Below are 19,640 nucleotides of genomic sequence, written 5' to 3'. Positions count from 1 at the left end.
AGGTAGTGCATGGCCGGTATAAAACCTGAGGTCATGGCCGCCATCAGACGAAAGCTGAATATCACATGGGATGCAGCTGAGACAGACGAACGTCTAAAAGATGTAGTGGATTCAGTTTCTCCTGTGCTCGCTAAGCGATTGGGGTATGCAAATAGCCACGCTTTTTCATCCAACGATGGGGAAGCGTGGCCTTTATTTTTAAACGCGTGCCTTTACGAGTTTAGTGATGCACTTGATGACTTCTGGAAAAACTACGCCGAAGATATTCGTGCATGTCGCAGTCTTGTCACTTTGCCTAAGAAAGGCTCAAACGATGGCGCTCAAGACTAAGCGTGAGGTATTTGCACCTATTGATGGTGTGCTTGCGCTATGTGAACCTACGGCTGCGCGCTGTGCGCGTGGTGTCAACTGGACTAGCGCAGCTGGTCTGCGCACGCTGTGTCTACTACCATATCGAAAGTCTCAGGTGCGCTCTGTCGATATTGATGCTTTAGGCAGCGATGCACCCTCTTTGTCGCTTAAAGTGTGTGTCCGTCGTCCCCCAGATCTGTCTGTCGCCAATACAGCAGTCATTGCTGGAAAAGCGTATGACATCACCAAGACCGATGAAGATGGCAGGCTTGCGTGGCTCTATCTTACTCGTTTTGAGAGTGTCGGTACCTGCGAGCTTGTTGCAACATCGGCTGAATATGACGATTTGGGCATCGCGCATGCCACAGAAAAGCGTACGTCTGTGTATGTACGTTCGGTTGAGTGGTCCGGTAATAGTACCGATGCTGGGCAATTAGCAAGCTTGCATATATCTATTCGTGCTGATGATTGGGCAGGCGAGAGGGCAGTTGTGATGCGAGGTAAGCGTCACAGTGTTACTCGTGTAACTGGCGATGGTGAGTGGACCACTCTTGAATGTGCGGAAGGAATTGGGGATGTCGGACAGTAGAGTATCTATCAGCATTGATGGCTTTGCTGATGTGCTTATGCAAGAAGTTGAACATACAGCACAACAAAATATAGATGCTCTGCGCAAAAACGTGCGTAGGGCAGCGCGTGCGACTGCCGATGAGTTGCGCAATGGCGCGCTCACACCTGCTATGACAGGCAAGTATGCTGCTGGTTGGTCAGCCACAACCGAAGAGGTTGACGGACATATCAAAGTTGTTGTGCATAACAAGAAAAAGCCAGGACTTACACACTTGCTTGAAAAAGGCCATGAGAAATTTATTCATGGACGCGATACGGGAACACGCGTTCGTGCATACCCACACATTGAGCCTGCATATGCAGTTGGTGCTGAAAAACTAAGGAGTGACTAGCATGCCTGGCTATCGTGAGCTGTGTCGCGCGATTAAATCGTGTGGTATTAGGTATGCACGTATTGCATGGGATACGGCAGATGGTTCTTCTCCTCCGCCTTTGCCGTATGCCCTGCTGGTGCCAAATGCTACTTCTGACCGTATGGCGGCCAACAGTAATGTCTTTGCCGCTACGCACTATACGGTTGAGCTTTATGAGCGTGGTAGCGATATGCAGCTTGAATCAAAGCTAGAAAAAGCATTGTCTGGTGCTGGCTTTACTTATGTAAGAAGGTGCGTCCCGCTAGGCGGTGGCGTAGTTGAGATGACCTACACCTTAACTGTTGTCGGTCGATAAAAGAGATGGGATATATACATGTCAGTAACTGAAAATAAGGTACGCATTGGTCTTGCTCGCGCGTTTTGGGCACTTAAGACACAAGATGGCAAATACGAAGCTCCCCATGAGTTTGAGTGGCCAGAGGAAGCCACAATCTCTAATGGTGGCTCCAACGACCAGACGATTTATGCTGGTGATGCACCACGCTATAAGCGCGGTGGCGTTGGTTCGAAAGAAATTCAAGTGCAAATGACTAAGTTTAGCCGTGACTTCCTCAAGGCTTGTTGTGGTCAGATGGCCGAATCCGAGACCACTGGTGGTATTTCCGAAGTAAGCAATGGCGGTGCCAAGGAGTTTGCGTTTGGTGTTGAAACCACAGGTGATCAAGGATCTATTCGTACGTGGTACTACGGATGTACAGCTACTACTCCTGTACATTCTGCTAAGACAAATACCGATTCTATTAATGAGGATGCTGAGACCTCTACCTTTACTGCTGTTAGTACCAAATGTGGTGATGGCAAGTCGCGCGTAAGTACAACCTTTGAGCCTGGCGATGCTGGATACGATGCTGCATTTACTAAGGTACCTTTCCAAGCTGATTAAGTAACTGGCTTTCATGGCGCACATCATTTTGCGGTGTGCGCCTAATAAGCTCGTTATTGTACCTGTTCTTTGACAGCCAAAAACAAGGAGATATTTATGGGAAAACGCACACTTCGCCCCGCTATTGATCCGCTGTACGTATCATCTGTGGAAGTTGCGGGACAATCACTAGACATTGCTGCTACTAATAAGGCTGTTGCCTTGTATGAGGAGACATTTTTAGACACGATGACTAAGCCATATACGGGCAAGCTCATTAAAGATATTTTGCTCGAGCGCGATACATTGTTACAACAAGACGAGCAGTATCCCTCTTGGGATGATATGCCTTGCCTTTTGCGCGCTATCTGGGCCATGGCAACAGCTGCTGGCTCTACAAGCAAGTCATGGTCTGTATTCAAAAGCCAAATGGAAGATGCACCAGCTAATATGTACGAACCGGCATATGCGTGCAATACGATTTTTGGTGAGTTTGGTGAGCGCACCTTTTTTCGGCTCCCCAAGTCTATCAAAGATTCTCTTAAATCCGACGCAGGACAAAAATCAGACTAGCAGCAGTAGCGTTCCCACTAATGAAGAAGTTGCATGGCCGACGCGCGCCAAAGTGCTGACGTTGGTTGCAGCTGGTTTTTCGTATGAAGAAGCCATCGGCTTAAGTCCAATAGATACACAGATTTATCTATCAATTAGAAATGCGTGGTCAATTCCTGCAGACCGCCGTATTACAGGCGGCGTTGTGATGGCTTCACGTGAACAAGTTCTACAAGCATTGAGGGGGTAGCAGCGTGGCAAGCGAGTATAAGGGTCTGTATGTCTCGTTTGAAGGTGACTCTACCAAGCTCACAGCGGCACTTTCACAGATTAATTCTGCTTCTCGCAAAGCACAAAGTGAGCTGCGCAATGTCCAAAATGCACTGAAGTTTGACCCACGTAACGTAGGTTTGCTCAGCTCTGCTATGCAAGCTGCACGCTCTAAAGTAGAAGCAACTACACAACGTGTAAAAACACTGCGTCAGGCACAAGATGAGCTTGCTAAGTCTGGTGATACGACAAGTGCAGCCTATCAAAAACTTGGTGTGGAGCTTGCGAAGGCCGAAGCGTACCTTAAGCGTGACCAAGCAGCTCTAGTAGCAGCTACCACAGCCACCACTGGACTTGGTAGGGCAGCTGCTGTATTTGATAATGTAGCTGCTAAAGCAGCTGCCATGTCAACCACACTACAAGGTGTTGGCTCAAAGCTTACTATGGGTGTAACGGTGCCCTTAGTTGCATTTGCCACTGCATCTATTAAGAGCGCGAAAACCATTGATACCGCGCTGACTGGTGTGCGTAAAACGGTGGATATGACCGAAGAAGGCTATCAAAAGCTTAAAGATGGTGCATTGGAGCTATCTAAGACACAGCCAGTAAGTGCTGATTCCATCTTGAATATGGAAGCGCTAGGCGCACAGCTTGGTTGGTCGAATGACAGGCTGCAGGCATTTGCTATGACGGTAGAAGGTCTAGATATTGCAACCGATATGGACGCGTCAACGGCGGCCACCAATCTTGCCCAATTTGCAAATATCACTCGTATGGCACAGAAAGATGCTGATAGATATGCCTCTGCCATTGTCGGTCTAGGAAATCACATGGCCACTACTGAAAGCAAGATCTCAGATATGGCTATGGGCATGGCATCTGCTGGCACACAAGCTGGCATGTCTCAGGCCGATATTTTAGGTGTAGCTGCCGCGGCCGCATCTTTAGGCATTGAGTCACAAACTGGTGGCTCTGCCTTCTCTAAAACGCTCAACGAGATTTCTCTGGCCGTCTCTCAAAACAGCGGCACTTTGCAGCAGTGGGCATCTTTGGCCCACATGTCGGTTGACGAGTTTAAAAATGCCTGGTCAACTGATGTCACAGGCACGTTCGAGCGTGTCATACAAGGTATGTCTGATGTATCGAAAAATGGCGGGGACCTCAATAAAACTCTTGCTGACCTTGGCATTACTGAGCTTCGCCAAAGTGACTTCATGCGTCGTTTGGCTGGCAATAGTGACTTGCTTACGCAAGCCATTGACCTTTCCAATAAGTCTTGGAAAGAAAACAGCGCACTTCAAGCTGAGGTGGACAACCGCAATAAATCAATTGCAGCTAAGCTTGAAACAATTAAAAACAAGCTGGTTGCCATTGCAACTGAGGTAGGCGGTCCTTTAGCTGACGCTGCTCTATCTGCTTTAGATGCAGCACAACCGCTTATCTCAGGTATCGAAAACGCAGCTAAAGCCTTTAGCTCTATGAGCAAAGAAGAGCAAAGTGCGATTATCAACACGCTTGCTCTTACTGCGGCAGCAGGTCCGGCATTAAGTATTGCAGGGCAAGTGGTGGGTGTGGCCGGCAATGTCGCCGGTGTTATCTCTAAGGGTGCCAATGTATTGGGCACCTTTGGCGCAGCTTTAAGCGCTACAGATTCTGCCACACAGCTGGCTATGGCATCTACGGGCGGCCTTGCGGGCAAGCTTGGCACGGTGCTCAATCCTGCGGTATCTGCAGCAGGTGGCATTGGTAAGGTAGCAGAAGCAGCTGGTGTAGCTGCTCCTGCACTCGGCGGTCTTGCTACTGGTGGCGTTATGGTTGTGGTAGCTGCACTGGCTATTTTAGGCAAGGGTATCTATGATGATGTAAAGCGCCAGCAAGAATTTAATGACGCGATGACACAGATGGCAAACTCCGCTGATGGTATATCTGCTGCTCTTGCTCCTGGTGCGCGCGCTGCAAGTGATTATGCTGCACAAGCACACGACGCTGCGATGAGTACCGATGAGCTAAGAGAAGCTATCAAGCAGCATAACCAAGCAATTGCTGGTATTAAAGAGAGTGCCGCCACGCCAATTAAGATGCTGGGTGAATACAAATCAGTTATTGATAGCATGGGTGGGCAAGGTGTTGCCACTGCTGAGGATACCGCCAAACTTGAATGGGCGGTACGAGGTTTAAATGACGCTTTAGGAACGAGTTTTAGTACAGCTGAGGTATTAACCGGTGAGTATAAAGACCAGCAAGGAGAGATTAGAAATACCGTTGCTGCCATAGATGAACTCATTGCTAAAAAGCAAGAAGAAGCACGTATTAACGCTGCGCAAGACTTATATAGTGAAGCTCTTAAGAATGAGATGAAGCTTAAGAAGAATCAGTCTGACGCGCAAAAGACCTATAACGAACAATACGCACTGATGCTTAAGTATTACAAAGAGCACAAAGACGTGCGTGAACATTGGAAAACTGCCGAAGAATATGCAAAAGCCACTCTTGCATCAAATGGCTATGGAGATAGCCTAAATAAAGCTAATGAAGCTTTGAAATCAGCACAGAAAGAAACACAGGCTTACGCTGATGAAATGACGGCAGCTCAAGTGGCTGCTACTGAAGCTGGTAAAGCTATGCTTGACTTTGTCAACAACAACCAACAGTTTGCAGCTGCTTTAATCGATACGGGCTTTTCTCTTGAGCAATTGGCTGGCGCTGCAGTATCTGCTGGGGTATCTGTAGATCAACTGCAGGCCATGGGAGAGCAAAACTTTGCAGCGTTGGCTAAAAGCGCTGGCGGTAACACCGACGTGCTTATCCAGCGTCTCAAACAGCTTAACCAGATTGGTCTTGACCCTAAGACATTTACGGTAAGCGATGACGGCACAATTGCAGATGCCCAAGGCAATATCTGGGACCTAGACGCTCAAACTATCAATGGAAAGCACTTTGATGTAAACGATGACGGGACCATCTCGGTAGCAGAAGCTGGTATTGACCATGTAGATGCTAAGTCTATCTCTAACAAGAGTTTTACCATTACTGCTCTTGATAATGCGAGCAGCACTATTAGCAGCATTTCTGCCAAGCTCAACCGTATCGGCAGTCGCATCGTTGATGTGGTACGCAGCGTTCCACACGCACAAGGCGGCATTCGTCTACATGCCCAAGGTGGTATTTATACTGCACCTACCTATATCACGCCTTATGACGTTATTGGTGAAGCCGGAGCTGAGTATTACGATGGCCGCAATATTGTTCCTCTTACTAACACGCGCTATTCACAGCCATTTGTAGATCTTATTGCCAGCGGCGTTGTTTCTCAGCTTGGCTATGTTGGCTATACCGGTCCATCTGCACAAGAGATTGCATCAGCTTTGGCACAACAGCTTAGTGGTATGCAAGTAACACTTGACGGCAACCAGACTATTGGCGCTTTAGCAACTGCTATTGATCGCAGGGGAGGTATGAACGTTGGCTATGGCTATTAAAGATGGCACTTATGTTATTCATAGTGCAGCCGACGCATCGTATGTTATAGATGTAACTGGTGCATTGGATCAAAGCAGCACCAATGTAAGTCTGTTTAAAGCTAATTATGGTGACGCGCAGCTTGTACGTGTCACCAACTACGATACCTTTGTTGTCTTGAGCTTTGTAGCTACAGGTAAAGCATTGGATGTGCACAATGCCAATATGGCAGCTGGTACTAATGTCTGGCAATATGATTGGAACAATACATCAGCTCAGAAGTGGGTTATTGAGTCGGTTGGTGATAAATATGTAATTCGTCCTTTAGCTGATGCTTCCTTATGCTTAGCTGCAACATCTCTTAGCGGAAATATTCAACTTGCCACGCACGTTTTTGGTACTGCCTTACAGATGTGGACGTTTGAAGCAAAAGACCCGGCTCCTGATGGTACCTATGAGCTTCGCTTGAAGACTAACCCGGATTATGCTGTAGATTTAAATTCATCGTCATTAAGCGATGGCGCGTTTGTAGAGACATATCCCCGCCATGGTGGCAACAACCAAGTTTTGTGGCTTACGAATATGGGTAACGGTCGTTGTAAGCTTATGTTTGCCCACTCTATGAAGTATGTTGCGGTTGATAACGCTGGCAATCCTGTAAACGGTGCGCGCGTTTTGCAATATGGATCAATTGGTCATGAAGGTGGGCGTGATAATCAATGGATTTTTGTCCCACAAGGCACTGCTCAAATTAATGGCGTGACGGTGCCAACCTATCAAGTACGCAATTATGCTACTGATATGGGCGGTACACTATGCATGGATGTGCAAGGCAACAATCCCGTTGCTGGCGGGGTTATCCAGATGTACCCCATGAACAATACGGATGCACAGTTGTTTGCCTTGATGCCTTCTGAGATGTATGTGCAAGAACTGCCAACACCTGCCAGTGTTGGTCTGTATGTCCATGGCGAAAAAGTGACTGAGGGTACTATATTGGCCGCCGACACATACCCGTGCTTTGTGTGTCCCGGCAAGCTTTTTAACGGCCGTTATAGGTATCGTGTGCGCCACGCTGGGCAGTCATTTGGCAGCTTTGGCCCTTGGAAAAGCGTATCAGACGCAAGCTCTTCCTATGACGGATTTGGGGCAGCGGGCCATGCCAACATGGTATTTAGTAGCTCTGATACTGATAAGAAAGCGACAGTAAAGCTACAGCTACCAGAGATATCAGCATCAGATATTGATAGCGTAGAAATACAGCTTGAAGTGCGCAGTTTTGCCGATGCCTACAACGGGCACAAGGGTTTATATGCCCATGGTGCCTCTGCAAGCTCACAGACTATTCGCCTATCTGCAAAGCCTAATTTACAGCTCAAGCCATGTGTTATATCAAAAGATGGCATTACCGTTGCTTACACCAGCGACTGGGGCCATGGTGGCTGCACCGTAGCTGTACGCTCACTTGTCTGTGACGGCAAAGAACTCTTGCTACATGCTATTACCAATACGGGTGTAGATGGTAAAAGCGGCACAATTCTTGTTCCATGGTCTGAAATCGATTATGCACCTCGCCAAGGTGCTAGTATAACTGCCGACGTTGAGCTTGTGACTGATGGTCTCAGCACAGATACTGTCGCAACGGCAGTTACTACTACTATTGGTACGCGTAAAGATCCGGTATGCACAACCTCTGAAAGCGATCATGTAACGGTTTTGGTTAACGTCAAAACTTCTGCAGCATCTGACAAGCTCTCTGCTTGGACGCGTGGTGATTTTGCATCAGCGCAGATGACGCCAGTATCACAGACAGCCAATACACAAGTGCTTGACGCATACGGGCCTCTTAATAAAGATGGGCGTGCGCTCATTGTTATTAGTCGCGCAGATGGTACGTGGGGTGTGACCGAGATTGTTTTGCCTGCCATTACAGACCACTCGTATGTGTGGGACTGGGACGGTGGCCACGCTATTCTTGATCTTGGTCTTTCTGCTCCTGCTGAGATGGGGGATAGCACTACCCGTGACTATGCAGAGTATGCTACGACAGGTCGTGAGTATCGAAGCTATCGTTTTGTAGGTGGCCGTCAACGTGATGTATCAGTAACAGGTGCATATGTTGAGGATGTACCGGTTAGTGGATCTATTGCGCAGCTTGACGCCTTACTGGAAGCTGGCCATGCGACATTTCGTAATTGGCGAGGAGAAGTATTGCCAGTTGCTGTAGTGGCTGTGGAGCATCCTGCGCAATGGCGCTCTTATGGAGCTGTGCGCGTGCGACAGTATCAGGAGAGTCGATAATGGCACAAACGATACCCGAGCTGTGGTGTAGTCCCTCCACCACTATTACCCTGCGTGCCTGGGAGGTTGACCCACACAATCTTGACTACGTGCGTCGTGAAATAGATGGCCTACAGCCATCTAAGACACGCCTCACATATGGATATCGCAGTGACACACGTACAAGTGCAGAGATTACTATTGCGTCTGAGCTGATGGAGGGCTCCTGGGTACGCTTGACTTTGGACGTGGGCACCCTGCCACGTGAAGAGTTGGGTACTTTTGTTGTCTCTCATAAGACGATTGATCATTACACAGGCCTTACAACTCTGACGCTACATTCGGCTATCTGGGCAATCTCAGAAGATAGGTTTTGGAACATTTGGACGGTGGGGCAAGGAACCACTGTATCTAAGGCTATTAAAACCGCATGTGAGCAATGTGGACGCGCGTATGTGTTACTATCCGGTTTTCGAGATGCTGCGTACGGACAAACGATAGCGTATAGTCCATCAGAAGCGTCTTTTGCCAAGTTCTTGTTTGATGCAGCTAAAACCGCTCATGCTCGTCTGGACGTGGACGGCCATGGCAGGCTCACTTTTGATAGCTATATAGCTCCAGCTCAAAGAGCAGCAAACTGGATTGTCGATGAGCGTGACGAGCACTCTGTGGTGCTTTTAGCGAATCGTAAAAGCGAGGATGCCACAGGCGAAGCATTCAACCGCAGTGTAGTCACCCATACAAAACGTGATGGCAACAATCAGCAGACTATTATTGGTGCGTATGATACAGCTGCTAACCATGCATCATCGAGTGCAAAACGTGGCTATACCAGAGCAAAAGTACACGAAGTATCTGATATGGCACCAGAAACCGTAGAGCGAGCCTATCAGCTGGCAAAACAATACTCGACACAGGACAGTGATTTGGGCCTTGAGCGCCAAGCAACGGTTATGTGGTGCCCCATTGCTGCCGGTGATGTGATTGAGTGGATTTATAAGGATGGCGCACGCGAAAAACGACTTGTGCGCACAGCCGAGTTGAATTGTGCACAGTGGACTAAGGCTTTGACAATGGAGGTTGTGTAATGGATCTTATTCAAGCATCTACTGTCTTTAAAGATGGCGCTCATACAGTCCAATCTGTGAAAGATGTCACCACGCAAGCGGTAGCGGTTAGCGATAGCTCAAATGGCACTGTGCTTATTAATATGGGCGGCGTAGTAGTTTCTCATGATGACTCGCAGTATGTGCGCGCAACTACGACCTGTGACGTGCGTAAAGATGATGTTGTCTACGTAACTATGACCGGTGTTGTTGGCGGTGGTGCAACTTGTGTGGTAACCGGTGTAGCCGGTGGCGGTGATCGCACGAAAACCGCAGTGACACAAGCAAAAACAGATGCAGCTGACGCCCAACAAAGCGCGCAATCTGCGCAAACAAAAGCTTCTCAGGCACAAGAAAAAGCAGATCAAGCATCTCAAGATGCAAACAAAGCACGCGAGCAGGCTCAACAAGCTAAGCAAATGGCTCAAGAGGTAAAGGATGTGGCGAAAAAGGCTCAAGATATTGCGCAAGCGACACAACAGCATTTTTGGAGTGACGAGGGCGGTGTACACGTGTCTAGCGAATCTCAAACACCAGATGGAGAAGTCAATACGCTTTGGAACTCTTTGGGACTACTCATTCGTAAAAGGCTCAACAATCTCTTAGCGCTGACAAGCTCAGGACTGTCTATTTATGACGGTGCTGGTAATGACGCGGACAATATCGTGGCGCAATTTAGCAAAGATACGATCAGGCTGGGAAAGGCACGCCGTAGGGGCAGACAGCTTATATCAAGTGTTATTAGTCTTCTTGACGGTGCTGGCAAGATTGAGTATATCGATAATCCAAAGCTTAATAAAGAAAGCCTTACCATAAGCTCACAGTCTGCTATTGAGCTTACCAGCCAAGCAGAAACACATGTCTCTGCTGGCAGTACGTCTATCTATGGTGAGGGTAGTTTGTTGCTTGGCACACAAAGCAACACCATTAAGTTACAAAACGACCAATGCACTATGGATATTGATCCTACGGTCAGCCTGACCGCTCAACATGGTATCAGCTTTACCGTGCCAAGCGCTGAGCAGTTTACCTATAACGGAGAAGGTGTTGCTACCATACCAAAAAAGCTTTTTAGCGGTACGTATGCCAATACTAAGTCTGCTGCAATTAAGCTTGCTGATGTGGCTGCTAATTATTCCCGCCTAGACGTGGTGTATCAGACCTCTGGTGGCGATGTGGGCACTGCTACTCTTTATAGTCCACGCGCTGGAATGAAGTTCTCCATTGTGGCAATGGAGCCTTCTAACAATATGGTCTTTATTAAAAATAAAGCCTACGAAATTCAAAGTGATGGAAAAACCATCAATGCAGCTCGTCCAAACGACTCCAATTCTTCTTGGTGGGCTAAAGAGCATAAATTTCCAACCACTGACAACGCTGGCATTTACACCTCAACCGTAAACGTTATTGGCATCATTGCAGTATATGGATACAAGTTCTAAACACGACAAAATATTAGGTTTGTAAGGCAGCCGAAAGGCTGTTTTTTATTAAGGAGACAAAATGAACATCCCTTATTTTATTGACGTATACCTAGCGCAGGTACGTGATTCTCAGCAGGTCAAAGTGGCACTGACGGCAGTGCTGGTGCTTATGGTCATTGATGTGCTCATGGGGTCAATTTGCGCAGCTGCAAACCACAATTACGCGTCGTACAAGGCACGCGAAGGTGCTATGCACAAAGGCAGTGAGCTTTGCTTAATTCTGCTGGGCGTAGTGGTAGACGGAGCACTTACGGGAGGTCTTAACCTTGGCACACAAACCCCTGTGCTGCTTGGTATCTGCGTGGCCTTGATCTGTGCTGAGGTGGCATCAATTCTTGAGATTGTTGGCACGATAAATCCTGAGCTTGCTAATAATGCAGTCTTTAAGCTACTGAAGACCGTCCAGGACAGTGCAAGTGCTGACAGCGGAAAAAGCGAGTAAGCCATGGCCAGTGTATTTATCTCGCAGCCTATGCGTGGTCTTTCTAAAGACCAAATCAAAGCAGAACGTCAGCGCATCAAAGCCACACTCGACCATGATGATATGGTAATCAATTGCTCGATTGCTTATGACGGCGAGCATCAGCTGTGGCATTTAGGCCGAGCATTGCAGGATTTAGACATAGCCGATAAAGCCATCTTCTCCAAAGATTGGCAGACTGCTCGTAGCTGCATTATCGAGCATATGGCTTGTGAGATGTATGGCGTGCCGATTGTAGAGGTGTAGAGATGGACGATATGACAAAAGATGAGCTTGACGATAAGAAGCTTCAAGAGCTTATGAGCACGCAAGATATCCATGACGAAGACGATGTGGCAGAAGTGGAGGAAATCAGCTATGAGTAGAGCTAATGAGCTTTTAGCTGCAGCTGCAGCAGAAATTGGCTACAACCGCTTTGATGACCCACTTCCAGGCACAAAGTACGGCAGACACTACGCACAGCTCGTAGGCAAGCCTTATTACGGCACAAGTGGCGTGCCGTACTGTGCAATGTTTGCAAGTTACCTCTTCGACAAGCTAGGCATCTACGAGCCATTTGTACCAGAAGCCTATTGCCCGTATATGAAGAACAAGGCTAAAGCTGCTGGAATGCTTGTAGACAAATACGCCGCACGCCCTGGCGATGTAGTGTTGTTCGACTGGGGCGGCGATGGCGTGTGTGACCACGTAGGCATCGTTGAGAAGAATTGCGGCAGCTACTTACAGACTATTGAGGGCAATACGTCGGCTGGCTCTAGTGGCTCACAGTCCAATGGCGGCAGGGTAGCGCGTCGTACCCGCAGCTTTAAGAGTGTCAATTGTGTAATCCGTCCCAATTACGTAGAGGGCGGCTGGATACAAGATAATACCGGTTGGTGGTATAAAAACGCCGATGGCAGCTATGCAAAAGATGCCTGGCAAATTATCGATGGAAAATGGTACTTCTTTGACGAACACGGTTATATGTGCCGCGGATGGCTACAGCGCTATGGATACTGGTATTACTTAGACGCATCTGGAGCCATGGTGACTGGCTGGCAAGCCATAGGGGATAAGTGGTATTACTTCAACAAAAACGGTGATATGGCTACAGGCTGGGTGCGTGATGAGGGCAAGTGGTATTACCTCGATACCAACGGCGACATGAAGCTGGGATGGATACTGGATAATGGCAAGTGGTATCTCACGGATGGTTCTGGTGCCATCAAGACCGATACCATTGCCGTGTCCGGTGGTAATAGCTATGCATTTATGCCAGATGGCTCTATGGCCACAGGTGATGTCATGGCATCTGCTGACGCAAACGGCGTGCTGCATATTAAGCCGTAGGTGTGCCATGGATTGGAAACTTACGGTGTGGAGCACTATCTCGGATAACTTTGGCTTTCGCTACTCAAAAATTCGCACTGAGTATTTTGCATCTCGCAAAGGTGTTGAGCGATTCATCAAAGACCACTATCTAGCCGTAAAGGTTACGTGGTTTGATGAAGAGAAGCGGTGTAGTGTCATTGTAAAGGGGTAGTATGTAAATAGAGCTGGGGACACCTCTCAATGATGTGCAAATCCCCACACATGCTTTCTCATCTACCAGCGGTAGAAGGAGATCCCGGGGGCGTCGCTGTCACAGTGGCGCCCCTTGCCTTTTGGTACAATATTAACGATGACGGATATTGGCGGGTACGCCCCCATATCCCAAGCTGGCAGTAGCATTGTGGTAGTGCAAGACCAGTGAATACCACGGGCGTTTTACAGGGCACGTCCTTAAAACCAATACAAGCTACTGTATAGGCAATGCAATTCGCGGTTGCAAGCCGAACCCCTCACTTGCCAAATGGTAGGTGAGGGGTCTTTTTTATTGGACATACATGTCCATTTTGTCCGACGAGTCTTGTATACTCTTAGTGAGTCCTTTGCTTAAAGCTTTGGATGTGGCAACGCCTCGGAGCCGAAATCCGGGGTATTGATAGCAACCCGCTGGGAGTACGCGTCCTTAACAGCTAGGATTGGCAGAAACCAGCGGGTATATTTGTGCAGGCAAACGGCTTGTTGTAAGGCGTTTTAAGGCGCTAAAAGTAGCTTTACGACTATTTATCCATGTCTTTACGGATAAGCTCACGCAAATACTCCGCCTTCTTTGGCTGGTTTTGCAAATGCTCGTACAAATCGTGGTCAGCCGGGAAGAACTTCAGGCTAAATGTCTTAACACTCTTCTTCCGGTAGGCTTCTGTAGCTTTGAGCTGTGCTTGTGTTGCCATGATATACTCCTATCTAAGAAAGTCATGAGTACCTCCTTTCCCCAGCCCCCGTAGGGGCTGGTTGAGGACGCTCACCATTTACAGGATGTAAATCCTGACGGTGAACGTGACGTGGAAACGGCCAAGTCTTAACGTTACGCTCATGGCTTTCTCCTTTCTTTATGTGCTCGGGAAAGACCTTGTGTCTTTCGTTATTTACTATTATATGGTGGAACCATTATATAATCAATATATAGTGTATTCATCATATAATGTGCATAAGTGAAAGTTCCTATAATTAAGGTTCAAATGCCAGCATTTCATTACGCAACTTTACGCTAAAGTTGTTATAAAGTGTTGTAAAGTGTATAAAATCGGTAATGGTTTGATATATAAATTTAGTAAAATAGCTGGTAAACATGGTTGTAAAATGAATCAAAAATGTATATTTTCTAGCTGCAAATCCCTGATCCCCCGTTCGAATCGGGGTGCCGCCTCCATAGTATTTTACCTGGGGTTTCTTCTTTAAAGAAACCCTTTTTGTTCAAGAAAAATTGCATTGCCAATAAAAAATCGACCTGCTTTGCAAAGAATGCAAAGCAGGTCTTATGTTGCTCAAGTTGTTGCTATGCTTGGCAAATGAGCGGAGTAAAGATTCTACATGCAGCGAAATTCCATTTCGCTGGGGTAGGTCATAGAATTGTAATGACCTGTTGGCGTACCGGTAACCTTATCAACAATCTTTTTAATCAACGTACATATGCCCAAAAGAGCGGCAAGAGAAGCAACTTCACATAAGGTGAGTGCTGCAATCATAAGAGGCATGGGCAAAAAGGAAAAAATTGGTCCCATAAAACACTCCCTTTCCAATCAAAGACAGGATACGTTATTCATTACACTATTCTTGTAACATGTTAGAAACAATTGTGCAAGATATTTTTTGGTAAACGTATTTGCAGGTAATAAGCTCAAATAAGCTACATAATATAAAAATCCTCAACTATTTTGTATAGCTGAGGATAGATTAGTATGCAATAAAAACTTAAGTATCGTATGTCTTTGTGGATATCACAAAGTTATTTTGTTTGTTCAAGGATTGAAGGATATACCAACTGCTTATAGGGACAATAAATCCTTGGTTACACCGCGCTTCTCGGCAGAAAAACTAAGAGAGGTTTGGACAAGCGCGGGCAACTGCCTCCTCGGGGTTATCGGTGAACGTAATAAGTGATGTATCAAACTGAGAGATAGTTCCTTCGGCTAGCATGGTAGTTGTAATCCACTCAAACAGGCCAGCCCAGTACTGTGTGCCAAACATTACTATAGGCATAGAAGGTGCCTTATGTGTTTGTACAAGGGTGAGAAACTCAAACGTTTCATCAAGGGTGCCAAAACCGCCGGGACAAATAATTGCGCCTGAAGAGTACTTCATAAACATAGTTTTACGTACAAAAAAGTAGCGGAAACTCATCCCTACATTAACCCAGTCATTGATGCCTTGTTCATGAGGAAGCTCGATACCTAAACCTACAGATACACCACCAGCTTCTGTGGCACCACGATTTGCTGCCTCCATAATGCCGGGACCACCACCCGTGATAAGCGCATAACCTTTCTGTACTATGAGCTTGCCCATAGTTTGAGCAGCTTGGTAGTAGGGATTGTTTGTTGCAGTGCGAGCAGATCCAAATATGGAGATAGCGGGGCCAAGCTCTGTAAGTGCTCCAAAACCATCTACAAACTCCGCTTGAATGCGTAACACACGCCACGGATCACTGTGAATCCAGTCCGAGTTATAGTCTGATGATAAAAAATGTTGGGTGGATGTGCTTTGTGGAATCATTTTTCCACGTAATGTTACGGGTCCGCGGTGATAGCTTGGGCCAAGAGGGCTTGTGTGATCTTCGGGGGTCATTGTATGTTCTCCTCGGTTAGCGTGTTATTTAATTTTAGTTGCAAACTCAAAGTATGTAATGGTTCGGAATTCTTCTGAGGTAGCATGCATAGAATCGTCCGTTTGAGTAAGGCTATGCCAGCTGTTCTTATCATCTAAAAGGCCAAACGCATTAATGGCGGGGACTTGTGTACGAATGGCAAGCTGTGCTTTTTGGTAGTCCGTAAGAGGAGCGCCAATGGCATATAACGTTTGTGCAGCCAAGTAGTTAGGGCTGCTGTAGCTGTTTTGAGTGGTTTGTGACGCGCCAGCAACGTCGTAGTTTGCCCACATAATGTAGGAAGTATGATAAAGACGTTGAGTATGGATAAGATCAGATTCTTCACTAAACCATGCATCGTTGTAAGTGGGTGTGAAGTTGGGTTGATGGTCACCAAAGTACACCAAAATAGTTGGCTCCTTTAGCTCCTTAAGCTGGTTGATTAAATCTTCCAAGTCTTCATCGGAAGCCTTAATGCAACTGAGGTATTCATTAAGAATGCCATCTTGTTCGGGCGAGGATAAGTCAGAAGGATGTACGCTGGTAAGACGATCTGCCGGAATATTGTTCTTGGTATAGTCTGAATGATTTTGCATGGTTACATTAAATACAAACTGCGGATTATCAGCGGCTTTGATGATATCTAAGCACTTATCAAAAGTGGCTTTATCGGTAACACCATTATGGAATACAGGTGCATCAGGGAAGTCATCAATGCTGTAGAAGCGATCAAATTGCATGTCTGCATAGGTTTTCTCACGATTCCAATTGCTTGCAAGATTGGGATGCATAGACGAGGTGCCATAGCCCTGCTTTTTGAGAAATGCTGGTAAAGATTCAAAGTTAGGGAAGCTATAAATGGAATAGGGGTACTTGCCCAATCCAATGTAGGCCATGCTATTGCCTGTGAGAAACTCAAATTCTGAGTTGGCCGTACCGCCACCAAGAACAGAAACAGCCAGTTTACCTTCTGCCAGAGAGTCTGTAAGACCACGATTAAAAAACTCAGGACCGGTGTAGTTGTCATGCATATTGTCAAAGACGGATAAATCCGCAAAGGTTTCGTCCATGATAACCAAGATATTGGGCTTTATACTATTATATTGGGCAACAGCTGCCTGACGACCCTCAGTATTGTCTAATGTGGTGTCGTATTGGGCTACGTATTTATCCAATAGTTTCTGAGCATTTTCATCGTTGTATCCCGCAGGCTTTTTGATGATAAGGTCTTGGACTCCGGCCGTAAAAGTAAGTACAGCACCATGCTGACGGAATACATAGAGTGGCCAGAAATAATTAATAGCAGCACCCATTTGGGTATAGTTGGGAAATATCAGTGCGCTTGCCAATAAGCCAGCACTTACAAGGCCAATAAGCATGGTGGTACCAATAGACTTGAGTGTGAGCTGCCTTGTAACTGTAATCTGTGCTTGATTTTTGAGTTCAGCACGTATGCTACCAAGATAAGCAATAACGAGCAGACCAAAGCAAAAGGCCATGACACCTACCAATGCGGTATCTTTCCAGGCATACGAGTAGTTAGCAGAAACAGCAGCTGCGGTGCCTAAAGCAAAAAGGTCTGCTGGCATAATAGCAGTATTCTTAAATTGCCATAAATAATATTGAGCAATGCCCCAGAAGAAGAAAAATCCCTGTAGGACAATGTTGGCTATTGCGTTGCGATGGCTTATAAAATAGACACTCAGTATTGCCAAAAGCATAAGACCTAGGTCCATAAACAAGAAGGGTATTTCTACCGCTACAAAGCCAGGATTATAAGGAGCTTCTAGAGCGTAGAATGCCGAGAAAAGCAGTAAAGCTACAGCTATCACGTCTACCAGCGCAATTTGCGCACGATACGGAAGTGTATGTAAGGCTGTGGCAATTTGTGCGCTATAGGTTTTGCGCTTGCTTGCAATAAACGCAAAGCCAAATAGTACAGTAGCGCTTAAGATTGTCATTAAAATTGAAGACCAACCAAGACCAAAAAATACCGAGAGACCAGCACAGCCAAAGATGAAGCTATATGCATTACTGTCCAGTATATGCAGGGGTAGTGGCAAGGGCTTTTCGGCATTGGTGAGCAGTTTAATTACGGCAGTAAAAATAAAAAGCAGCAAAATAAACGCCATGGGAATAAACGGCAAAGTGCCTGCAAATAGCATCTGAATAAAGTTCATGGATTCGTCTCAAATCAATCGGATACGCTTCTCAAAATTTATCATCCACATTTTATTACTAAGTGTTTGTCATAACCAACTTTTTACAACATAAGCAAAGTTTGGCAAACCGCTTACCCGTTATACCTTGTTGGTTGAGTGCGGCAAGATTAAAAACTACATATACTAGAGAAGCAAATTGATGATTGCCAATAGAGGAGTATTCGTGCCTGAAGAACAAAGCCAAGATGTAGCGATGGTTTCACAAGAAAAGATGCCTGCCTATCGCAAAAAACTGCTGTCCTATTCTGTGTTAAACAGCTTGGCGTGTTTTGCAGTGGTCATGCTACATGTCACATTGGTGTACTTCTCACCAGTGCGTGATGAAGTATGGTACGCATCTTTGTTTTGGCAGGTGTTGGGCAAGTTTTCTGTCCCTGTGTTTTTCATGCTCAGTGGAGCAAATCTCCTTGGGTATCGCAAGAAGTACTCTACTAAGCAGTTTTTAACAAAGCGAGTCAAACGTGTAGTGATCCCTTTGATTGTGTCTAGCATTATTGCGTATCTTGTATATGGTCTATTTCCGACTCACTTTTATGGAGCCCAGGAGCTAGCGGACAATTTTGGTATACAAGACTTTATTCGTCGCTTTTGCATGAATGAGATTTGCGATGTGTATTGGTTCTTGTATTCTCTTATATATCTGTACGTGTTAACACCTCTGTTAGCATATTTGGTTGATGATGAGAAGCTCCTCAAGCTATTCCTTTTAATTTCGTGTGTACTTGGATTTGTACTGCCTACTATTAATTGGTTTCATGACTTTGCAGGCATTTCCCAACTGTTTTCCTGGCCGCTTTTTACAGATAATTGGGTGTTTTATTATGTATTGGGTTACTTTGTAGCCAACTATATAGAACCATCTAAAAAAGGTGCATTGATTGCTGTTGCATCTTTAGTGACATCCTTGGTGGCTATGTATTTTATGGCACGTATTGCTAATACCGCCACTGTTTTTTCTGCAGGACTGTATTTTCCAGATAAGCCTACCGATAATTTCTGGACAAGTCCCGGCAACCTCCTTACTGTCATTCAGGCAATAGCGCTTTTTTATGCCGTTCGTTGTTCTGAACCCATGCTTCAAAAATTGCCCAGCTGGCTGCAGTCTCTTATTAATCAGATTGCGGCTGTAACATTTGGTATCTACTTGTTCCACTATCCTGCAATTAATTGGCTAGGCACTAAACTTGGTACACATCCACACATGTCTTTGCTTATGAGCACACATCCTATCATTAAAGGATTTTTAATCTTTGGTATGGTTGGTGTATTTGTTTGGTGTTATCAGACGATTTTTAATCTGCTGCGTAAAATGTTTTGCACATCTCAAAAGTCAAAGACTCGTAACTGAGATATAGCGCCAAGTGAGATATAACGCCAAGCTTTATACGTCGTATATCAAGG

General features: G+C 46.2%; 20 protein-coding genes. 16 read left to right on the top strand and 4 right to left on the bottom strand.

Translation table 11 applies throughout. The features are described from left to right. The first annotated feature begins 9 nt into the window (after positions 1 to 9). The 15 genes from G469_RS0106580 (at position 10) to G469_RS0106505 (ending at position 13,371) form a co-directional block, all read left to right on the top strand. A complete protein-coding gene (locus G469_RS0106580; protein ID WP_028264377.1) occupies positions 10 to 330 on the top strand; it encodes a hypothetical protein in 321 nt (106 codons plus the stop codon). Further along, on the top strand, positions 314 to 940 hold the full coding sequence (locus G469_RS0106575) for a hypothetical protein (protein ID WP_028264376.1): 627 nt from the start codon (positions 314 to 316) through the stop codon (positions 938 to 940). The genes G469_RS0106580 and G469_RS0106575 overlap by 17 nt, the downstream gene beginning before the upstream one ends. Beyond that, positions 927 to 1,313, top strand: a complete 387-nt coding sequence (locus G469_RS08630; protein WP_051353811.1) for an HK97 gp10 family phage protein — start codon at positions 927 to 929, stop codon at positions 1,311 to 1,313. Before G469_RS0106575 ends, G469_RS08630 begins: the two co-directional genes overlap by 14 nt. A gap of 1 nt (position 1,314) precedes the next feature. After that, complete coding sequence (locus G469_RS0106565; protein WP_028264375.1) at positions 1,315 to 1,650, top strand: hypothetical protein; 336 nt, start codon at positions 1,315 to 1,317, stop codon at positions 1,648 to 1,650. 18 nt (positions 1,651 to 1,668) lie between these two features. Next, a complete protein-coding gene (locus G469_RS0106560; RefSeq protein WP_028264374.1) occupies positions 1,669 to 2,238 on the top strand; it encodes a major tail protein in 570 nt (189 codons plus the stop codon). Between the two features lie 96 nt (positions 2,239 to 2,334). Further along, entirely contained in the window at positions 2,335 to 2,790 is a 456-nt protein-coding gene (locus G469_RS0106555; protein WP_028264373.1) for a hypothetical protein, read from the top strand. A 52-nt stretch (positions 2,791 to 2,842) separates the two neighbouring features. Next, positions 2,843 to 3,019 carry a hypothetical protein gene (locus tag G469_RS09095; protein WP_156908413.1) on the top strand — a complete coding sequence of 59 codons (177 nt, stop codon included), beginning with the start codon at positions 2,843 to 2,845 and terminating at the stop codon, positions 3,017 to 3,019. A 4-nt stretch (positions 3,020 to 3,023) separates the two neighbouring features. Then, on the top strand, positions 3,024 to 6,518 hold the full coding sequence (locus G469_RS08960) for a phage tail tape measure protein (RefSeq protein ID WP_051353810.1): 3,495 nt from the start codon (positions 3,024 to 3,026) through the stop codon (positions 6,516 to 6,518). Next, positions 6,508 to 8,799, top strand: coding sequence for an RICIN domain-containing protein (locus tag G469_RS0106545; protein ID WP_028264372.1), 2,292 nt, complete (start codon positions 6,508 to 6,510; stop codon positions 8,797 to 8,799). The genes G469_RS08960 and G469_RS0106545 overlap by 11 nt, the downstream gene beginning before the upstream one ends. Further along, entirely contained in the window at positions 8,799 to 9,866 is a 1,068-nt protein-coding gene (locus G469_RS0106540; protein WP_028264371.1) for a hypothetical protein, read from the top strand. Before G469_RS0106545 ends, G469_RS0106540 begins: the two co-directional genes overlap by 1 nt. After that, the gene (locus G469_RS0106535) at positions 9,866 to 11,326 is read left to right on the top strand and encodes a hypothetical protein (protein WP_028264370.1); all 1,461 of its coding nucleotides are present in this window, start codon (positions 9,866 to 9,868) and stop codon (positions 11,324 to 11,326) included. The genes G469_RS0106540 and G469_RS0106535 overlap by 1 nt, the downstream gene beginning before the upstream one ends. A gap of 61 nt (positions 11,327 to 11,387) precedes the next feature. Then, a complete protein-coding gene (locus G469_RS0106530; RefSeq protein ID WP_028264369.1) occupies positions 11,388 to 11,810 on the top strand; it encodes a phage holin family protein in 423 nt (140 codons plus the stop codon). Between the two features lie 3 nt (positions 11,811 to 11,813). Next, positions 11,814 to 12,095, top strand: a complete 282-nt coding sequence (locus tag G469_RS0106525; RefSeq protein WP_028264368.1) for a hypothetical protein — start codon at positions 11,814 to 11,816, stop codon at positions 12,093 to 12,095. 111 nt (positions 12,096 to 12,206) lie between these two features. After that, entirely contained in the window at positions 12,207 to 13,178 is a 972-nt protein-coding gene (locus tag G469_RS08955) for a CHAP domain-containing protein (protein WP_051353809.1), read from the top strand. Between the two features lie 7 nt (positions 13,179 to 13,185). Further along, positions 13,186 to 13,371, top strand: coding sequence for a hypothetical protein (locus G469_RS0106505; protein ID WP_028264367.1), 186 nt, complete (start codon positions 13,186 to 13,188; stop codon positions 13,369 to 13,371). Positions 13,372 to 13,933: 562 nt separating this feature from the next. Here the strand turns inward: G469_RS0106505 and G469_RS09090 are convergent. The 4 genes from G469_RS09090 to G469_RS08610 form a co-directional block, all read right to left on the bottom strand. Then, positions 13,934 to 14,104, bottom strand: a complete 171-nt coding sequence (locus tag G469_RS09090; protein WP_156908412.1) for a hypothetical protein — start codon at positions 14,102 to 14,104, stop codon at positions 13,934 to 13,936. A 636-nt stretch (positions 14,105 to 14,740) separates the two neighbouring features. Further along, positions 14,741 to 14,935, bottom strand: a complete 195-nt coding sequence (locus G469_RS0106490; RefSeq protein ID WP_028264366.1) for a hypothetical protein — start codon at positions 14,933 to 14,935, stop codon at positions 14,741 to 14,743. Between the two features lie 313 nt (positions 14,936 to 15,248). Next, positions 15,249 to 15,998, bottom strand: coding sequence for an LOG family protein (locus tag G469_RS0106485; RefSeq protein WP_028264365.1), 750 nt, complete (start codon positions 15,996 to 15,998; stop codon positions 15,249 to 15,251). A 24-nt stretch (positions 15,999 to 16,022) separates the two neighbouring features. Continuing rightward, on the bottom strand, positions 16,023 to 18,197 hold the full coding sequence (locus G469_RS08610; RefSeq protein ID WP_051353808.1) for an LTA synthase family protein: 2,175 nt from the start codon (positions 18,195 to 18,197) through the stop codon (positions 16,023 to 16,025). Positions 18,198 to 18,402: 205 nt separating this feature from the next. Between G469_RS08610 and G469_RS0106475 the strand changes: the two genes are divergently transcribed. After that, positions 18,403 to 19,587 carry an acyltransferase gene (locus G469_RS0106475; protein WP_028264364.1) on the top strand — a complete coding sequence of 395 codons (1,185 nt, stop codon included), beginning with the start codon at positions 18,403 to 18,405 and terminating at the stop codon, positions 19,585 to 19,587. Positions 19,588 to 19,640: the final 53 nt, after the last annotated feature.

The organism is Atopobium fossor DSM 15642, from assembly GCF_000483125.1.
In the GTDB taxonomy this organism is placed as follows: domain Bacteria; phylum Actinomycetota; class Coriobacteriia; order Coriobacteriales; family Atopobiaceae; genus Atopobium; species Atopobium fossor.
This window is presented reverse-complemented; position numbering and strand designations above follow the sequence as displayed.